The organism is Streptomyces sp. NPDC002156, from assembly GCF_053593675.1.
Genome location: NZ_JBSFDA010000025.1, coordinates 1 through 15,116 on the forward strand (window position 1 = coordinate 1; position 15,116 = coordinate 15,116).

Annotated in this window: 13 protein-coding genes and 1 pseudogene; 9 read left to right on the forward strand and 5 right to left on the reverse strand. The window is 71.8% G+C overall.

What is annotated here, in order from left to right:
* Positions 1 to 511: 511 nt before the first annotated feature.
* Positions 512 to 1,267 (reverse strand): SDR family oxidoreductase, encoded by a 756-nt coding sequence (locus ACWCRB_RS13510; protein WP_450996176.1) that lies wholly within the window; start codon positions 1,265 to 1,267, stop codon positions 512 to 514.
* Between the two features lie 152 nt (positions 1,268 to 1,419).
* Between ACWCRB_RS13510 and ACWCRB_RS13515 the strand changes: the two genes are divergently transcribed.
* Positions 1,420 to 2,046, forward strand: a complete 627-nt coding sequence (locus ACWCRB_RS13515; RefSeq protein ID WP_450996177.1) for a dihydrofolate reductase family protein — start codon at positions 1,420 to 1,422, stop codon at positions 2,044 to 2,046.
* Positions 2,047 to 2,207: 161 nt separating this feature from the next.
* Here the strand turns inward: ACWCRB_RS13515 and ACWCRB_RS13520 are convergent, their stop codons facing one another.
* Complete coding sequence (locus tag ACWCRB_RS13520; protein ID WP_450996178.1) at positions 2,208 to 2,603, reverse strand: ribonuclease domain-containing protein; 396 nt, start codon at positions 2,601 to 2,603, stop codon at positions 2,208 to 2,210.
* 111 nt (positions 2,604 to 2,714) lie between these two features.
* A complete protein-coding gene (locus ACWCRB_RS13525) occupies positions 2,715 to 2,915 on the reverse strand; it encodes a hypothetical protein (RefSeq protein WP_450996179.1) in 201 nt (66 codons plus the stop codon).
* Between the two features lie 168 nt (positions 2,916 to 3,083).
* On the opposite strand from ACWCRB_RS13525, the gene ACWCRB_RS13530 reads away from it, so the two are divergent.
* A complete protein-coding gene (locus ACWCRB_RS13530) occupies positions 3,084 to 4,460 on the forward strand; it encodes a sensor histidine kinase (protein WP_450996180.1) in 1,377 nt (458 codons plus the stop codon).
* A 73-nt stretch (positions 4,461 to 4,533) separates the two neighbouring features.
* On the opposite strand, the gene ACWCRB_RS13535 is transcribed toward ACWCRB_RS13530, so the two are convergent.
* Entirely contained in the window at positions 4,534 to 5,568 is a 1,035-nt protein-coding gene (locus ACWCRB_RS13535) for an aldo/keto reductase (protein WP_450996181.1), read from the reverse strand.
* A gap of 96 nt (positions 5,569 to 5,664) precedes the next feature.
* Here ACWCRB_RS13535 and ACWCRB_RS13540 point away from each other — a divergent pair, with 96 nt between their 5' ends.
* Together ACWCRB_RS13540 and ACWCRB_RS13545 are read left to right on the forward strand one after the other, a co-directional pair.
* The gene (locus tag ACWCRB_RS13540; protein ID WP_450996182.1) at positions 5,665 to 6,345 is read left to right on the forward strand and encodes a response regulator; all 681 of its coding nucleotides are present in this window, start codon (positions 5,665 to 5,667) and stop codon (positions 6,343 to 6,345) included.
* An 88-nt stretch (positions 6,346 to 6,433) separates the two neighbouring features.
* Positions 6,434 to 7,624 carry a cytochrome P450 family protein gene (locus ACWCRB_RS13545; RefSeq protein WP_450996183.1) on the forward strand — a complete coding sequence of 397 codons (1,191 nt, stop codon included), beginning with the start codon at positions 6,434 to 6,436 and terminating at the stop codon, positions 7,622 to 7,624.
* Between the two features lie 106 nt (positions 7,625 to 7,730).
* On the opposite strand, the gene ACWCRB_RS13550 is transcribed toward ACWCRB_RS13545, so the two are convergent.
* Complete coding sequence (locus ACWCRB_RS13550; RefSeq protein ID WP_389356817.1) at positions 7,731 to 8,744, reverse strand: Gfo/Idh/MocA family protein; 1,014 nt, start codon at positions 8,742 to 8,744, stop codon at positions 7,731 to 7,733.
* A 118-nt stretch (positions 8,745 to 8,862) separates the two neighbouring features.
* Between ACWCRB_RS13550 and ACWCRB_RS13555 the strand changes: the two genes are divergently transcribed.
* The 5 genes and pseudogenes from ACWCRB_RS13555 to ACWCRB_RS13575 all read left to right on the forward strand — a co-directional run.
* Positions 8,863 to 9,612 (forward strand): GntR family transcriptional regulator, encoded by a 750-nt coding sequence (locus ACWCRB_RS13555; protein WP_369031383.1) that lies wholly within the window; start codon positions 8,863 to 8,865, stop codon positions 9,610 to 9,612.
* Positions 9,613 to 9,752: 140 nt separating this feature from the next.
* Positions 9,753 to 10,937 (forward strand): ROK family glucokinase, encoded by a 1,185-nt coding sequence (locus tag ACWCRB_RS13560; RefSeq protein ID WP_450996184.1) that lies wholly within the window; start codon positions 9,753 to 9,755, stop codon positions 10,935 to 10,937.
* Positions 10,934 to 11,536: a sugar kinase gene (locus tag ACWCRB_RS13565; RefSeq protein WP_450996185.1), complete on the forward strand. Its 603-nt coding sequence runs from the start codon at positions 10,934 to 10,936 to the stop codon at positions 11,534 to 11,536. The genes ACWCRB_RS13560 and ACWCRB_RS13565 overlap by 4 nt, the downstream gene beginning before the upstream one ends.
* A 115-nt stretch (positions 11,537 to 11,651) precedes the next feature.
* Positions 11,652 to 14,492 (forward strand): DEAD/DEAH box helicase, encoded by a 2,841-nt coding sequence (locus ACWCRB_RS13570; protein WP_450996186.1) that lies wholly within the window; start codon positions 11,652 to 11,654, stop codon positions 14,490 to 14,492.
* Positions 14,492 to 15,116 (forward strand): annotated as a pseudogene (locus ACWCRB_RS13575) (hypothetical protein); the annotation flags it as partial. The gene ACWCRB_RS13570 and the pseudogene ACWCRB_RS13575, both read left to right, overlap by 1 nt.

Sequence of the window (15,116 nt, forward strand, 5' to 3'; positions counted from 1 at the left end):
GCCCCCTGGACCCCCGGCGGGGACTGCGTCCCCTGGACCCCGCTCGGGGGCGTGGGCCTGATGTTCGGTGAGGGCTGCGCCCCTGGGCCCCGGCGGGGGCTGCGTCCCCTGGACCCCGCTCCGGGGTGTGGGCTTGGGCGTTCGGTGGGGGCTGCGTTTCCTAGATCCCTCTCGGGGGTGTGGGCTTGGGCGTTCGGTGGGGGCTGCGTTTCCTGGACCCCGCTCCGGGGTGTGGGCCTGGACGTTCGGGGGCCCCGGCATCCCGCTCGGGGTGCGAGCCTGCCTCCCCCGGGCGGGGATTGTGCCCCCCGGGGCGGGGACTGCCCTCCGCCCCGGGCTGCGCCTCTGGGCCTCCCTCGCGGACTGCGTCCAGTGCACCTCGCTTCGGGCTGTGCACACCTGGTCCCCCGGCGGGCAACGCGTCCCCTGTCCCTCCGTGGCAGCTCTGCTTTCTGGCCCGGGGCGGGACAGGGGTGTGACCCTCAGTTGTCCTGCCGGGAGGAAGGGGCGGTCATGCCGCGTGGCCGCCGTCCACCGCGAACTCTGCGCCCGTGACGTAGTCGGCCGTCGCGAGATGTGCGACCGTCGTCGCCACCTCCTCCGCCCGTCCGAAGCGGCCCAGTGCTGTCATCGCGGACTGGGCGGACGCGTGGGGGCCGTTTGCCGGGTTCATGTCTGTGTCGATCGGGCCGGGGTGGACGATGTTCGCCGTTATGCCGCGCGCGCCCAGTTCCCTGGCCAGGGCCTTTGTCATGCCTACCAGGGCCGACTTGCTCATCGCGTACAGGGTTCCGCCGGGGCCGGGTACGCGCTGTGTCATGCAGGTGCCGATCGTGATGATCCGGCCGCCGGAGGTCATGCGCGCGGCGGCAGCCTGTGAGGCCAGGAACACGCCGCGTACGTTCACTGCCAGGACGTGGTCGACGTCCGAGAGGGCCAGGTCCGTCAGTGGTCCGAGGACGCCGACTCCCACGTTGTTCACCAGCACGTCCAGGTCACCGAGCGCCTCCGCCGTACGTTCCACCGCCCCGGCGGCCTCCGTCGCGTCCGCCGAGTCCGCCCGCAGGGCCACCGCACGGCGTCCCAGCGCCTCTACGGCCCGTACGACGTCCTGTGCCGCCTCCTTGCCGTTCATGTAGGTGACGGCCACGTCCGCACCCTCCTGGGCGAGCCGCAGTGCCGTCGCCGCGCCGATGCCCCGGCTGCCGCCGGTCACCAGGGCGACCTTGCCGTTGAGGGGTCCCTGCAGAGTTGTCAGAGTTGTCATGGAGCCATCCCAGCGGGCCGCCGCCCCACGTGCTGGCGGCGAACGGACACCTAGGTCAGGCGCCCGGTGCCCCTGCCACCGATGAGTTGCGGGGGCCGGCGGGGTCTGAGGTGATGACAACCAGGACCCCTCCCAGAGAGCAGGCATCCGCCATGGGCACCCTCACCCTCACGTCCTTCGTCACCCTCGACGGCGTCTACCAGGCACCTGGCGGCCCCAACGAGGACCCGCGTGGCGGCTTCACACAAGGCGGCTGGAGCGTCCCGTACGGGGACGAGGACTTCGGCCGGTTCATCACCGAGGTCTTCGAACGCGTCGACGTCTTCCTCCTGGGCCGCCGTACGTACGACATCTTCGCCTCGTACTGGCCCAAGGTCACCGATCCCGCCGACCCGGTCGCGTCCCGGCTGAACGGTCTGCCGAAGTACGTTGTCTCGTCCGGCCTCAGGGAGCCGCACTGGGCCGGCACGACCGTGCTGAGCGGTGATCTCGGCAAGGAGGTCGCCGCCCTCAAGGAGCGCACCGACCGTGAGGTCCAGGTGCACGGCAGCGGCGCCCTCGCCCAGTCCCTCCTCGCCCTGGACCTCGTCGACAAGGTCCACCTGCTGACCTTCCCGGTCGTCCTCGGCGCCGGCCGCCGCCTCTTTACAGAGGGCGCCGTTCCGACCGCCTTCCGGCACATGGGAGGCCGTACGACCGCGGCAGGCGTCTCCATCCAGACGTACGAGTCCGCGGGCCGCCCGGAATACGGCACGTACGAGCTTCCGGAGAACGCGTAGCAACGCGATCAGTTCGGGATGTCGAAGCGCGGCGTCGTTCCGAGCCATTCCGAACTGCCTTGCCCCGCGCCCTATGGAGGTGTGGGGGGTACGCGGGGCAAGGGGTTCAGCGGTACATGCCGATCAGGTCGCGCCGTTCCTGGGACCGAGTCGTGGGGGACTCAGCAGCCGTAGTCGATCAGGTCGAACGAGGCGTAGTGGTCGGAGGTGTAGTAGTCCTCCTGGTACTCCTCACCCGTGACGATGCGACGGGCACCGCGCGTGGAGGAGCCAGGGGTCTTGACCGTGTACTCGTGGTAGTAACCGGTGGACTGCGAGGGCAGGATGCCCTCCCGGTTCTGGAAGACGCCGCCGTCCTGCGAGTACGGGTAGGGGCCGCCCTGCGCGATCAGGTTGAGCGTCGTGTAGGCCTGCGACGGCAGATCGTCGTAGCAGATGCTGCCCACTGCCGTGGTGGCGGCACCGGCCGTGCCGGCGGTGACGGTGCCACCCACCAGGAGAGCGGACAGGACAGCGGCTGCGGCGCCGATGCGAGTGATTCGTGGGGGGAATCTCATGCCCCAATGATGACGCGCGTAGACAGTGGCATGTCAATGACAACTCCGAAGAATTTCCCGTCAAGTCCGATGAGTTTTCCGGAAGTTAACTTCGGGATCGACCACCCCCTGTCACCCCCGCTTCCGGCTCTCGGCAGCCGCGAACAGTGCGAACGCCAGCACGAGCAGTGCCGCGCTCGCGTAGACCTCGTAGCCGTCGAGAAAACCGATCTTCTGTACGAGGCCCCAGTGCACGTCGGTGAATTCGTGCAGCAGACCCGCGACGCCCTGCACCAGGGCGAGGAAACCGACGATCTCCAGTAGCTGCTTCATGCCGGGATCCTCGTCCCGGGCACCGCCCTCTTTCATCGGCCGTAGGGCGAGGTCTGCTCTCCCGAAGTCGTCGGTTGCTCCCGAAGCACCGCCGAAAGTCTGCGGCGGCGCGACTTTGGTCGACGATCACGACTCGACAGGGGTGACACGGGCCAGGAGTGCGTAGATTTGTCGACTGTGAGTGGTGACAGGTCGACACCCGTTCCCGAGGCCCCTACGGCGTTCCCGGGGCGGCGATGGCTCTTCCCCTCGGCCGTGCTCGACGGACTGGACCCCGCCCCCGACCCCGGTTCAGGCCCTGGTCCCGGCTCCGAACACAAGCGGGCCGGACGGTTCGGACGGCTTGGACGCCTTGGCATGTCCGCACGGCCCCGGCGCACCGCACGCGACTGGGTCGTCGACTTCACCTGCTTCCTGCTGGCGGTCGTCATCGGCGTGCTGGGCGCGGACGCCCTGGCCAACGACCCGAACACCCCCCACGCCCTCGCCCTCGTCGACCAGTGGCTCGGCGCCCTCGCCTGCGCCGCCGTCTGGCTGCGGCGCCGCTGGCCGCTCGGCCTCGCCGTCGCGATGCTCGCGGTCAGCCTCGTGTCGAGCACGGCGGGCGGCGCCGGCCTCGTCGCCCTCTTCTCCCTCGCCGTGCACCGGCCCTTCCGGTACGTCGGCCTGGTCGCCGCCGCCTCCGTCGTCGTGGTCCCGTTCTTCTACTGGCTGCGCCCCGACCCGGACCTGCCGTACGTCGTCTCGGTGATCCTCAGCGTGCTGCTGACCGCGACCGCGGTCGGCTGGGGCATGTTCGTACGGTCCAAGCGGCAGCTCATGCTGAGCCTGCGGGACCGGCTGCGGCGGGCCGAGACGGAGGCGGCGCTGCGGGCCGAACAGGCGCAGCGGCTCGCCCGCGAGGCCATCGCGCGCGAGATGCACGACGTACTCGCCCATCGGCTCACCCTGCTGAGCGTCCACGCCGGCGCCCTGGAGTTCCGGCCCGACGCACCCCGCGAGGAGGTCGCGCGGGCGGCCGGAGTCATCCGGGAGAGCGCCCATGAGGCACTCCAGGACCTACGGGAGATCATCGGCGTCCTGCGGGCCGGCGACGCGGAGGAGGCGGGGCGCCCACAGCCGACGCTGGCCGCGCTCGACACCTTGGTGACCGAATCCCGCGAGGCCGGCATGAAGATCGTCCTGGACAGCCGCGTGACGGCACCGGCGGCCGTCCCCGCCTCCATCGGCCGCACCGCCTACCGGATCGTCCAGGAGGGCCTCACGAACGCCCGCAAGCACGCCCCCGGCGCCGAGGTCACGGTCTCCCTCGCGGGCGCCCCGGGCGACGGCCTGACCGTCTCCGTCCGCAATCCCGCACCCCCGGGAGACATCCCGCACGTCCCCGGCTCCGGACAGGGACTCATCGGCCTGACCGAGCGCGCGACGCTGGCGGGCGGACGGCTGGAGCACGGCGCGGAGGCTGACGTGGGAGAGGGCGGGCCCGGGCACGCGCGCGTGGGGTTCGCCGTACGGGCCTGGCTGCCATGGGGCGGACCTCTTTGAAGTGGGCCCCTTCTTAATGACTAATGACTACGGAACCCCTTCAAAGCGGGGCCTCTTTAAGAAGAAGGCGTTTTCAGCCGCGCCTCGTACGCGGCACCACCCGATGCCCCGCCTCCCCGTACACCCAGCCCGAGGTCTCCTCGATGAACTCCGTCGGGAAGCCCGGCCGGAATCCGGTCGTCTCGTCCAGTTTGACCACCAGGTCCTCGGGGAGCGTCAGTTCGGCCGCGCCGAGGTTGTCCATGAGCTGCTCGACCCGGCGGGCGCCCACGATCGGGTGCACGGCGGGGGAGTGCGCCATGGTCCACGCGATGGCCACCTGCGCCGGGGACGCGCCGAGTTCGTCCGCCGCCGACTGCACGGCCCGCGCCACCGTGTGCTCGTGCTCACCGATCGCGTCCGCGGACAGCCGTACCGACTCGTCGGGGGCGATGCCCCGCGCGCGGGTGTACTTGCCGGACAGGATCCCGTTGTGCAGCGGACTCCAGGCCGCCACCGACATCCCGAACGCCTCGGCCATCGGCAGCAGTTCACGCTCGATGTCCCGGTTCAGCAGGCTGTACGGCACCTGCAGTGCGGCGAACTGCGACCAACCCCGCCACTCCGCGAGCGTGTTGGCCCGGGACACCACCCAGGCCGGGGCGTCCGAGATGCCGACGTACAGCACCTTCCCCGAGCGCACGGCGTCGTCAAGGGCACGCATGGTCTCCTCGACGGGCGTGGCGCGGTCCCAGATGTGCACCCAGTAGACGTCGACGTAGTCCGTGCCGAGCCGGCGCAGGCTCGTCTCCAGGGACAGCGTGAGGTTCTTGCGGTGGTTGCCCGCGGCGTTGGGGTCGGCGCCGTCGCGCGAGATCGTGTACTTCGTGGACAGTACGAGCCGGTCGCGCCGCCCCCTGAGGAGTTCGCCCAGGATCGTCTCGCTGGCCCCACCGCGGTAGTTGATCGCGGTGTCGACGACATTGCCGCCGGCGGCCTCGTACGCGTCGAGGATGCGTGCGCACTCCTCCCTGGGTGCGCCCACCCCGCCCTGCTCACCGAAGGTCATGGCTCCCAGGAAGAGTTCGGAGACGCGCAGGCCGGTCCGGCCCAGCAGTCGGTAACGCACGAAAGGCCCCTCACTTGACGGGTGTTCAGGCGGGCAATGTAGCCGCGCTCCGCCCGTGTCCGACCCGGCGCCGCACAACCGTGATTACGTAGGGCCATGACCGTGATCAGACTGCTCCTCGTCGACGACGACCCCCTGGTGCGGGCAGGCCTGTCCTTGATGATGGGCGGCGCCGACGACATCGAGATCGTCGGCGAGGCCGCGGACGGCAGCGAGGTCGAGGCGCTCGTCGGCCGCACCGGCCCGGACGTCGTGCTCATGGACATCCGGATGCCGACGGTGGACGGTCTCGCCGCCACCGAACGCCTCCGCGCCCTCAAGGACGCCCCGCAGGTCGTGGTCCTGACCACCTTCCACGCCGACGACCAGGTACTGCGCGCCCTGCGCGCGGGCGCCGCCGGCTTCGTCCTCAAGGACACCCCGCCCGCCGAGATCCTGGCCGCGGTACGCCGCGTCGCGGCCGGGGACCCCGTCCTGTCGCCCGCCGTGACCCGCCAGCTGATGGCCCACGCGGCGGGCGGCACGGCCGACACCCGGCGGGCCGGCGCCCGGGAGCGGATCGGCGCCCTGAACGACCGGGAACGCGAGGTCGCGGTCGCCGTCGGCCAGGGCCGCTCGAACGCCGAGATCGCCGCCGCCCTGTTCATGAGCGTCGCCACCGTCAAGACACACGTCTCCCGCATCCTCGCCAAGCTCGACCTCAACAACCGAGTACAGATCGCCCTGTTGACGTACGACGCCGGACTCCTGGAGGAAAACGGCCCGGCCGGGCACTAGCCGTCGCCGCCGCCCGTTCTCATGGCGACGGGGACGGCCGGGCCCGGCTGCGGGACCGGTCGCGAGGGCGGCTGTCAGGGGGTTCGTCGTGGGGGAAGCGGATGTGCTCGATCTGGGGGAGTTCGGCGCCGGGTTCAGGGCGGACCCGCATCCGGTGTACGCACGCCTGCGCGCCCGCGGTCCCGTGCACCGCGTCCGGCTGCCGGGTCATGACGCCGACCACGTGACCTGGCTCGTCGTCGGGTACGAGGAGGCGCGGGCGGCGCTCGCCGACCCCCGGTTGGCCAAGGACGTGAACAAGATCGGGACGCGGTTCCTGGACGAGGAGCTGATCGGCAAGTACCTGCTCGTCGCGGACCCGCCGCAGCACACCCGGCTGCGCGCGCTGGTCACCCGCGCCTTCACCGCACGCCGCGTGGAGGCCCTGCGGCCGCGGATCCAGGAGATCACCGACGAACTCCTCGACGCGATGATCCCGGGCGGCCGGGCCGACCTGGTGGACTCGTTCGCGTACCCGCTGCCCCTCACGGTGATCTGCGAACTGCTCGGCGTGCCCGAGATCGACCGTACGGCCTTCCGGAAGCTGTCCTCCGAGGCGGTCGCGCCCACCGACGCGGAGAGCCACCACGATGCGTTCGTGCAGCTCGCCGCGTATCTCACCGACCTGATCGAGGACAAGAGGTGCGCCGGGCCGAGCGGCGACCTGCTCAGCGACCTGATCCGGACCACCGCCGAGGACGGCGACCGGCTGTCCCCCGCGGAACTGCGCGGTATGGCGTTCATCCTGCTGATAGCGGGCCACGAGACGACCGTCAACCTCATCACCAGCGGCGTCCACGCCCTGCTCACCCACCCCGCCCAACTGGCCGAACTGCGCGCCGACATGACCCTCCTCGACGGCGCGGTGGAGGAGATGCTGCGCTACGAGGGACCGGTGGAGAACGCGACGTTCCGGTTCGCCGCCGAACCCCTGGAGATCGGCGGCACAGCCGTCGGGAAGGGTGAAGCGGTGATGATCGGCCTCACCGCGGCCGACCGCGACGGGGACCGCTATCCGGCCCCGGACCGCTTCGACATCCACCGCGACACCCGGGGCCACATGGCCTTCGGCCACGGCCTCCACTACTGCCTGGGCGCCCCACTGGCCCGCCTCGAAGCACGCACGGCGATAGGCACCCTGCTGGACCGGGCCCCCGCCCTGGCCCTCGCCGGCCCGCCCGGCGACTGGCTCCCCGGGATGCTGATGCGCGGGGTACGGAGCCTGCCGGTGCGCTGGTAGCCGGGCGGCGCGGGAACACTCGGGGCGTCCAGGGAACGGCCGAGAACGCCCGGGGGAGTCCGCCGTACCCCCACTGGATCCGTTCCCCCGGTCGTCGGTCCCGGGCTCAGTCCCACCCGCCCGCGATCTCCGCGAGGTGGACGGGCCTGTGCTCCTGTCTGGACAGTTCGCAGGCCTCGGCGACGCGCAGGGCCTGGAGTGCCTCGCGGCCGTCGCAGGGGTTGGCGCGCTCGCCGCGCACCACCTCCACGAACGCCGACAGCTCGGCCTCGTAGGCGGGGCCGAAGCGCTCCAGGAAGCCGGTCCAGGGCTTGCTCGCGGCCGGCGGTCCGGCCGGTTCGGTGGACGCGATGGGCGTACGGTCGTCCAGGCCCACGCCGACCTGGTCCAGCTCGCCCGCCAGCTCCATGCGGACGTCGTAGCCCGCGCCGTTCATCCGCGTCGCCGTCGCCGTGGCGAGCGTGCCGTCGTCCAGGGTGAGTACCGCGGCGGCCGTACCGATGTCGCCCGCCTCGCGGAACATCGAGGGACCGGTGTCCGACCCGGTCGCGTACACCTCGACGATCTCGTGCCCCGTCACCCAGCGCAGGATGTCGAAGTCATGGATCAGGGTGTCCCGGTACAGCCCGCCGGACAGCGGCAGGTACTCGGGCGGGGGCGGCGTCTGGTCCGACGTCATCATGCGGACGGTGTGCAGACGGCCGAGCTTCCCGGAACGCACGATGTCCCGGGCGCCCGTGTAGCCGATGTCGAACCGGCGCTGGAAGCCCATCTGGAGGATCGTTCCAGCCGCCTCCACCTCGGCGATCGCGGCCAGCGTGGCAGGCAGATCGAGCGCTATGGGCTTCTCGCAGAACACCGGCAGACCCGAGCGTGCTGCCCGACCGATCAGTTCGGCGTGGGCCGAGGTGGCCGCCGTGATCACCACCGCGTCCACGCCCCAGGTGAAGATCTCGTCGACACCCGGTGCGGCTGTTGCTCCTAAACGATGTGCCAGATCCTGTGCCCGCCCGCTGTCCGCGTCCGTGACGATGAGTGAGCCCCCTACCTCGCGGTGGCGGCTGAGGGTATTCGCGTGGAATGTACCGATGCGGCCCGTCCCGATGACTCCGATGCGCATGAGAACCAAACTGGGGTCCGACCAGGCACGCTGTCAATGCGTATGTCCGGACAATCGAACTACACAACTTCCCGTCAACAATCCCCGCAGCTACGCTCGGCCCGTGCCGAAACCAGATGTGGACCCCACAGCGCCGCTGGAGCTGAGCGTGGACCGGAGCAGTCCGGTGCCGCTCTACTTCCAGCTGTCCCAGCAGCTCGAAGCCGCGATCGAGCACGGAGCGCTCACCCCCGGCAGCCTGCTGGGCAATGAGATAGAGCTGGCCGGACGACTCGGCCTGTCCCGCCCCACCGTGCGCCAGGCCATCCAGTCCCTGGTGGACAAGGGCCTCCTCGTACGCCGGCGAGGCGTCGGCACGCAGGTCGTGCACAGCCAGGTCAAACGCCCGCTCGAACTGAGCAGCCTGTACGACGACCTGGAGGCGGCGGGCCAGCGTCCCGCGACCAAGGTCCTCGTCAACACGGTCGTGCCGGCCTCCGCCGAGGTCGCCGCCGCCCTCAACGTGGCCGAGGGCAGCGACGTACACCGCGTGGAACGGCTGCGGCTGTCCCACGGCGAGCCGATGGCGTACCTCTGCAACTACCTGCCACCCGGCCTGTTCGACCTGAACACCGCCCAACTGGAGGCCACCGGCCTCTACCGCCTGATGCGCGCCGCCGGAATCACCCTCCACAGCGCCCGCCAGTCGATCGGCGCCCGCGGCGCCACGGCGGAGGAGGCGGAACGCCTGACGGAGCGCGAAGGTGCCCCCCTCCTCACAATGCAGCGCACGACCTTCGACGACACAGGCAGAGCAGTCGAATTCGGCACCCACACCTACCGCCCCACCCGCTATTCGTTCGAATTTCAACTACTGGTACGCCCCTGAAAGGGGGCGCAGCCCCCCTTTCAGGGGCGCGGGGAACTGCGCGAGCAGCCACAACGACACCCGCACCCGGCAAAACACCCGCACCGCCCCATTGCTCCCCCGCGCGGCAACGAGACTTACGGTGAGGCAGAATCGCCGCAATGAGCACCTACCGCGACCTCGCACTCCCTCGGGCTCTCAGCGCAGCCAGTGGGGCCGGCGCCCCCATCGGTTCCCGCCGGGCCCCGGCACTGCGTACCGTCGGCACGCGCGAGCGCCGTTCCCACCTCACAGCCCCCCGCGTGCCCACCGTCGGCATCGACATCGGCGGCACGAAGGTGATGGCGGGAGTGGTCGACGCCGACGGCAACATCCTGGAGAAGCTCCGCACCGAGACGCCGGACAAGTCCAAGAGCCCCAAGGTCGTCGAGGACACCATCGTCGAGCTGGTCCTGGACCTGTCCGACCGGCACGACGTGCACGCGGTCGGCATCGGCGCGGCCGGCTGGGTCGACGCCGACCGCAACCGGGTCCTGTTCGCGCCCCACCTGTCGTGGCGCAACGAGCCCCTCAGGGACCGCATCTCCGGCCGCCTCGCCGTCCCCGTCCTGGTGGACAACGACGCCAACGCGGCCGCCTGGGCGGAGTGGCGCTTCGGCGCGGGTCGCGGCGAGGACCACCTCGTCATGATCACGCTCGGTACGGGCATCGGCGGTGCGATTCTGGAGGACGGCCAGGTCAAGCGCGGCAAGTTCGGCGTCGCCGGCGAGTTCGGCCATATGCAGGTCGTGCCCGGCGGCCACCGCTGCCCGTGCGGCAACCGCGGCTGCTGGGAGCAGTACAGCTCCGGCAACGCGCTGGTCAGAGAGGCACGCGAACTGGCGGCGGCCGACTCCCCGGTGGCCTACGGGATCATCGAGCACGTCAAGGGCAACATCGCCGAGATCACCGGGCCGATGATCACCGAGCTGGCCCGCGAGGGCGACGCCATGTGCATCGAACTGCTCCAGGACATCGGCCAGTGGCTCGGCGTCGGCATCGCCAACCTGGCCGCCGCCCTGGACCCCTCCTGCTTCGTGATCGGCGGCGGTGTCTCCGCGGCCGACGACCTGCTGATCGGCCCCGCGCGGGACGCCTTCCGGCGCCAGCTGACCGGCCGCGGCTACCGCCCCGAGGCCCGCATCGCCCGCGCCCAGCTCGGCCCCGAGGCCGGTATGGTGGGCGCCGCCGACCTCGCCCGCCTGGTCGCCCGCCGCTTCCGGCGCGCCAACCGGCGCCGCGTCGAGCGGTACGAACGCTACGAGAAGTACGCCGAGACCCGCCGCACCACCCAGGGGCCGCTGTGACCGCCTCCCTTCCCCGCCAGGCCATGGCCCCGGACGAGCCGCCCGGGCCCCCCGAGGACCGCGGCCACATGATCCGCCGCCGCGCCCTGACCCTGCTGATCATCGTGCTGCTCATCGGTGTCCCGGCCGGTTATCTGGTGATCTCCGCCAACCAGAGCCGCGACAGCGGCAAGGACAAGGAACGGAAGTGGGCGGCGCGCGGCCTCACCGAGGCCTGGCCCTCGAAGGTCCAGCGCCACATCTACGAGGTACCCGTCCCGCGCCAGGCCGACGGCGAGGGCATCCTGTCGACGAAGGTCGCGTACTACGAGACGAACAACTGGCGCACCAGCCGTCTGTACGTCCAGTTCATGACCACGAACGCGGGGCTGGACTACTTCTTCAAGGCCATGGGTGTGCCCCGCACCGGCCTGAAGAAGGACAAGTTCACCATCAGCGCCCGCGACCAGAAGATCGTCGGCTGGGAGTTCAAGGAGCCGGGCGCCTGGTGGGGTATCGCCCACCAGCAGAAGAACCCGGCACCCACCCAGCACATCGTCGTGAAGTGGTCGCACCCCAACCACTACATGGTGTACGTCGTCTCGCGCACCACCCCCTGACGGGCCGGGCGACCGGGCTCCGGCCCGTCGCCGGGACCGATTGTCAGACCCCGCCCGTACAGTCGAAGACGTCCGACTCGACGGACACGACACGAGGGCGGGAGGTGACGTACGCATGAGCGACGAGACATCGGTGACGGCGGTGGCGGACGTGTCCGTGCGCCTCGCGGCCGTCTTCCTCCCGGCCCCGCTACCGCGCGAGGGCCGCATCGCCTTCTGGGACCCGGAGGGGGACGTCTCCCTCCCCGGGCAGAGCGACGGCAATGGCCGGCTCACGGAACTGACGGTCGTACGACGACACGGCGCCGGCGTCCGCCGCCGGACCACCCCCGCGCTGACGCTGCCCGTCGACGCGGCGCTGCCGCTGCTCGTACGGGCCCGCCGCGACCCCGCCGCCCATCCCGCCACGGCCTGCTGGGGCGCCGCCGCGCTGCACGCCCTGCGGCTCACCGCCCGCGGCAGGCTGCTGCCCGGGCTGACCCCCGCCGGCCACGACGCCTGGCGCGCGGGCCCGCTGGACCCCGACGACATCGCCCACCTCAGGGCCATCGCCGCCGCTCTGCCGCACGAGGGCCACGCGGTGCCCCTCCCAGGCGCGGGCCCCCTGCAACTGCCCGAGCCGGAGGCGCTCGTGCGCGCCTTCCTGGACGCCGTCGCGGACACCCTCCCGCGCACCCCGGCGGCTCCGTACGCGGCGGGGCTGCCCTTCGCCGCGCGCGCGGCACAGCGGCTGCCGGACGCCCACGACTGGGCGGCGGAGGTCGCCGCGGGCATGGACGCGGGTGTGCGGATCTCGCTCCGCCTCGACCTGTCGGCGTACGAACTGTTCGACGACCCCGACCGGGTGCGCAGCGTGGGCGCGGCGATCGTCCAGGTGCACAGCCTCGCCGACCCCACCCTGGTCACCGACGCGGCGACCCTGTGGGCGGGCACCGCGGACGCGGCCTTCGGGGCACGCGCACGCGTGGACGCCGCCTTGGCGGTCCGTCGCGCGGCCCGCGTCTGGCCCCCGCTCGACCGCCTCATCGAGCAGGACGCGCCCGCCGTACTGGCACTCTCCGAGGAGGAGCTGTACGACCTGCTCGGCATGGCCGCGACCCGGCTCGCCGCCGCCGGAGTCGCCGTCCACTGGCCCCGGGACCTCGCCCAGGACCTGACCGCCCAGGCGGTCGTACGTCCGGCGCCCGGTTCGGCGAAGGACGGCACCGGGTTCTTCGAGAGCGAGGAACTCCTCCAGTTCCGCTGGCAGTTGGCGCTCGGCGGAGACCCGCTCACCGAGGCCGAGATGGACGTCCTGGCCGAGGCCCACCGTCCCGTCGTACGCCTCAAGGACCAGTGGGTCCTGGTGGACCCGGCCCTCGTCCGCAAGGCACGCAAGCGCGAACTGGGCCTCCTCGACCCGGTCGACGCGCTATCGGCCGCGCTCACCGGCGAGGTGGAGGTCGACGGCGAGACCGTCGAGGCGGTCCCGGTCGGCGCGCTGGCGACCCTGCGCGACCGCCTCACAGCGGGCATCACCCCCGTGGAACCACCCCCGGGACTGAAAGCCACCCTCCGCGACTATCAACTCCGGGGACTGTCCTGGCTGGACCTCATGACCTCCCTCGGCCTCGGCGGCTGCCTCGCCGACGACATGGGGCTCGGCAAGACGATCACCGTCATCGCCCTCCATCTGCGCCGGGCCCGCAGCGAACCGACGCTGGTGGTCTGCCCGGCCTCCCTGCTCGGCAACTGGCAGCGCGAGATCACCAAGTTCGCGCCCGGCGTCCCCGTCCGCCGCTACCACGGCCCCGACCGCACCCTGGAGGACATGGGGGGCGGCTTCGTCCTCACGACCTACGGCACCATGCGGTCGACGGCGCCCAGGCTGGCCGAGCAGCCGTGGGGGATGGTCGTCGCGGACGAGGCGCAGCACGTCAAGAACCCGTACTCGGCGACCGCGAAGGCGCTGCGCACGATCCCGACTCCCGCGCGCGTGGCGCTCACCGGTACCCCCGTCGAGAACAACCTCTCCGAGCTCTGGGCTCTGCTCGACTGGACCACCCCCGGCCTCCTGGGCCCTCTGAAGTCCTTCCGCGCCCGGCACGCGCGCGCGGTGGAGACCGGTGAGGACGAGGAGGCGGTGGCCCGGCTCGCCCGTCTGGTCCGCCCGTTCCTGCTGCGCCGCAAGAAGTCCGACCCGGGCATCGTCCCGGAACTCCCGCCGAAGACGGAGACCGACCACCCGGTCCCCCTGACCCGCGAACAGGCCGCGCTGTACGAGGCGGTGGTGCGCGAGTCGATGCTCGCCATCGAGACGACGGACGGCATCGCGCGCCGTGGCCTGGTGCTGAAGCTGCTGACCTCCCTCAAGCAGATCTGCGACCACCCCGCGCTGTACCTCAAGGAGGAGGCGCCGACGCCCGCCGCGAGCGACCGAATGGCGGCCCGCTCCGGCAAACTCGCCCTGCTGGACGAGCTGTTGGACACCCTGCTGGCCGAGGACGGCTCGGCCCTGGTGTTCACGCAGTACGTGGGGATGGCCCGCCTGATCACGTCCCACCTCGCGGCCCGCGCGGTCCCGGCGGAACTGCTCCACGGCGGCACCCCGGTCCCCGAACGGGAACGCATGGTGGACCGCTTCCAGGCCGGTACGACCCCGATCCTGATCCTCTCCCTGAAGGCGGCGGGCACGGGCCTGAACCTGACCCGCGCGGGCCATGTCGTCCACTTCGACCGCTGGTGGAACCCGGCGGTCGAGGAACAGGCCACGGACCGCGCCTACCGCATCGGCCAGACCCAGCCGGTTCAGGTGCACCGCCTGATCACCGAGGGCACGGTCGAGGACCGCATCGCGGAGATGCTCGAATCCAAGCGAGCCCTGGCCGACGCGATCCTCACCTCCGGCGAGTCGTCCCTCACGGAACTGACGGACCGGGCACTGTCCGACCTGGTCTCACTGCGGAGGGCGGTGTGATGCCGACGGAGGAGCACGAGGACGGGCGTGGCCCGGCGGGGGAGAAGCCGGTGCGGGCCGAGCGCCCCCTGCCGGACGATCCCGGGCAGGACCGACCGGCCGACGAGTCGATCCCGGGCGAGCGCCCCCTGCTCGACGATCCCGGCCAGGACCGACCGGCCGACGCCGCCCGCAGGGCCCTGCGAGCCGCCCGGGAGCGCGCGGGCCAGACGACGACGTCTGCGACACAGGGCGCGGTGCCGGGGACGGAGTCCGCGTGGGGCGCCGCACGCGCGGCGGCCGGGAAACTCGCGGAGCCCGAGAATCCTGGGCAGCGCGGGAGGCCCGCAGAGGCCGCAGGGCCCGAGACATGGTCGGGGGACACGGCCCGTGCGGCGCTGCGGGGCGCGACGACACCGGCCGGGGACGAGTGCTCGACAGGCCCCTCGGCAGGCCCTGGGCCGGAGGCTCCGGATGTCGCGCAAGCTCGTAGGGCCGCGGGAGATCACAAGGGTGGACGTCCCGGGGACGTCGCCCGAGCAGCTTTGCGCGCCGCGGGGTCCGAGACACGGCCGGGCGACGTGGCCCGTGCGGCGTTGCGGCGCGCGACGGCACTGGCCAGGGGTGAGCGCCCGTCAGGTGCCT

Excerpts from the sequence above, each read along its gene's own strand:
- ACWCRB_RS13510 (WP_450996176.1), bottom strand. The coding sequence starts at position 1,267 with ATGACAACTCTGACAACTCTGCAGGGACCCCTCAACGGCAAGGTCGCC.
- ACWCRB_RS13515 (WP_450996177.1), top strand. The coding sequence starts at position 1,420 with ATGGGCACCCTCACCCTCACGTCCTTCGTCACCCTCGACGGCGTCTAC.
- ACWCRB_RS13520 (WP_450996178.1), bottom strand. The coding sequence starts at position 2,603 with ATGAGATTCCCCCCACGAATCACTCGCATCGGCGCCGCAGCCGCTGTC.
- ACWCRB_RS13525 (WP_450996179.1), bottom strand. The coding sequence starts at position 2,915 with ATGAAGCAGCTACTGGAGATCGTCGGTTTCCTCGCCCTGGTGCAGGGC.
- ACWCRB_RS13540 (WP_450996182.1), top strand. The coding sequence starts at position 5,665 with ATGACCGTGATCAGACTGCTCCTCGTCGACGACGACCCCCTGGTGCGG.
- ACWCRB_RS13550 (WP_389356817.1), bottom strand. The coding sequence starts at position 8,744 with ATGCGCATCGGAGTCATCGGGACGGGCCGCATCGGTACATTCCACGCG.
- ACWCRB_RS13560 (WP_450996184.1), top strand. The coding sequence starts at position 9,753 with ATGAGCACCTACCGCGACCTCGCACTCCCTCGGGCTCTCAGCGCAGCC.
- ACWCRB_RS13570 (WP_450996186.1), top strand. The coding sequence starts at position 11,652 with ATGAGCGACGAGACATCGGTGACGGCGGTGGCGGACGTGTCCGTGCGC.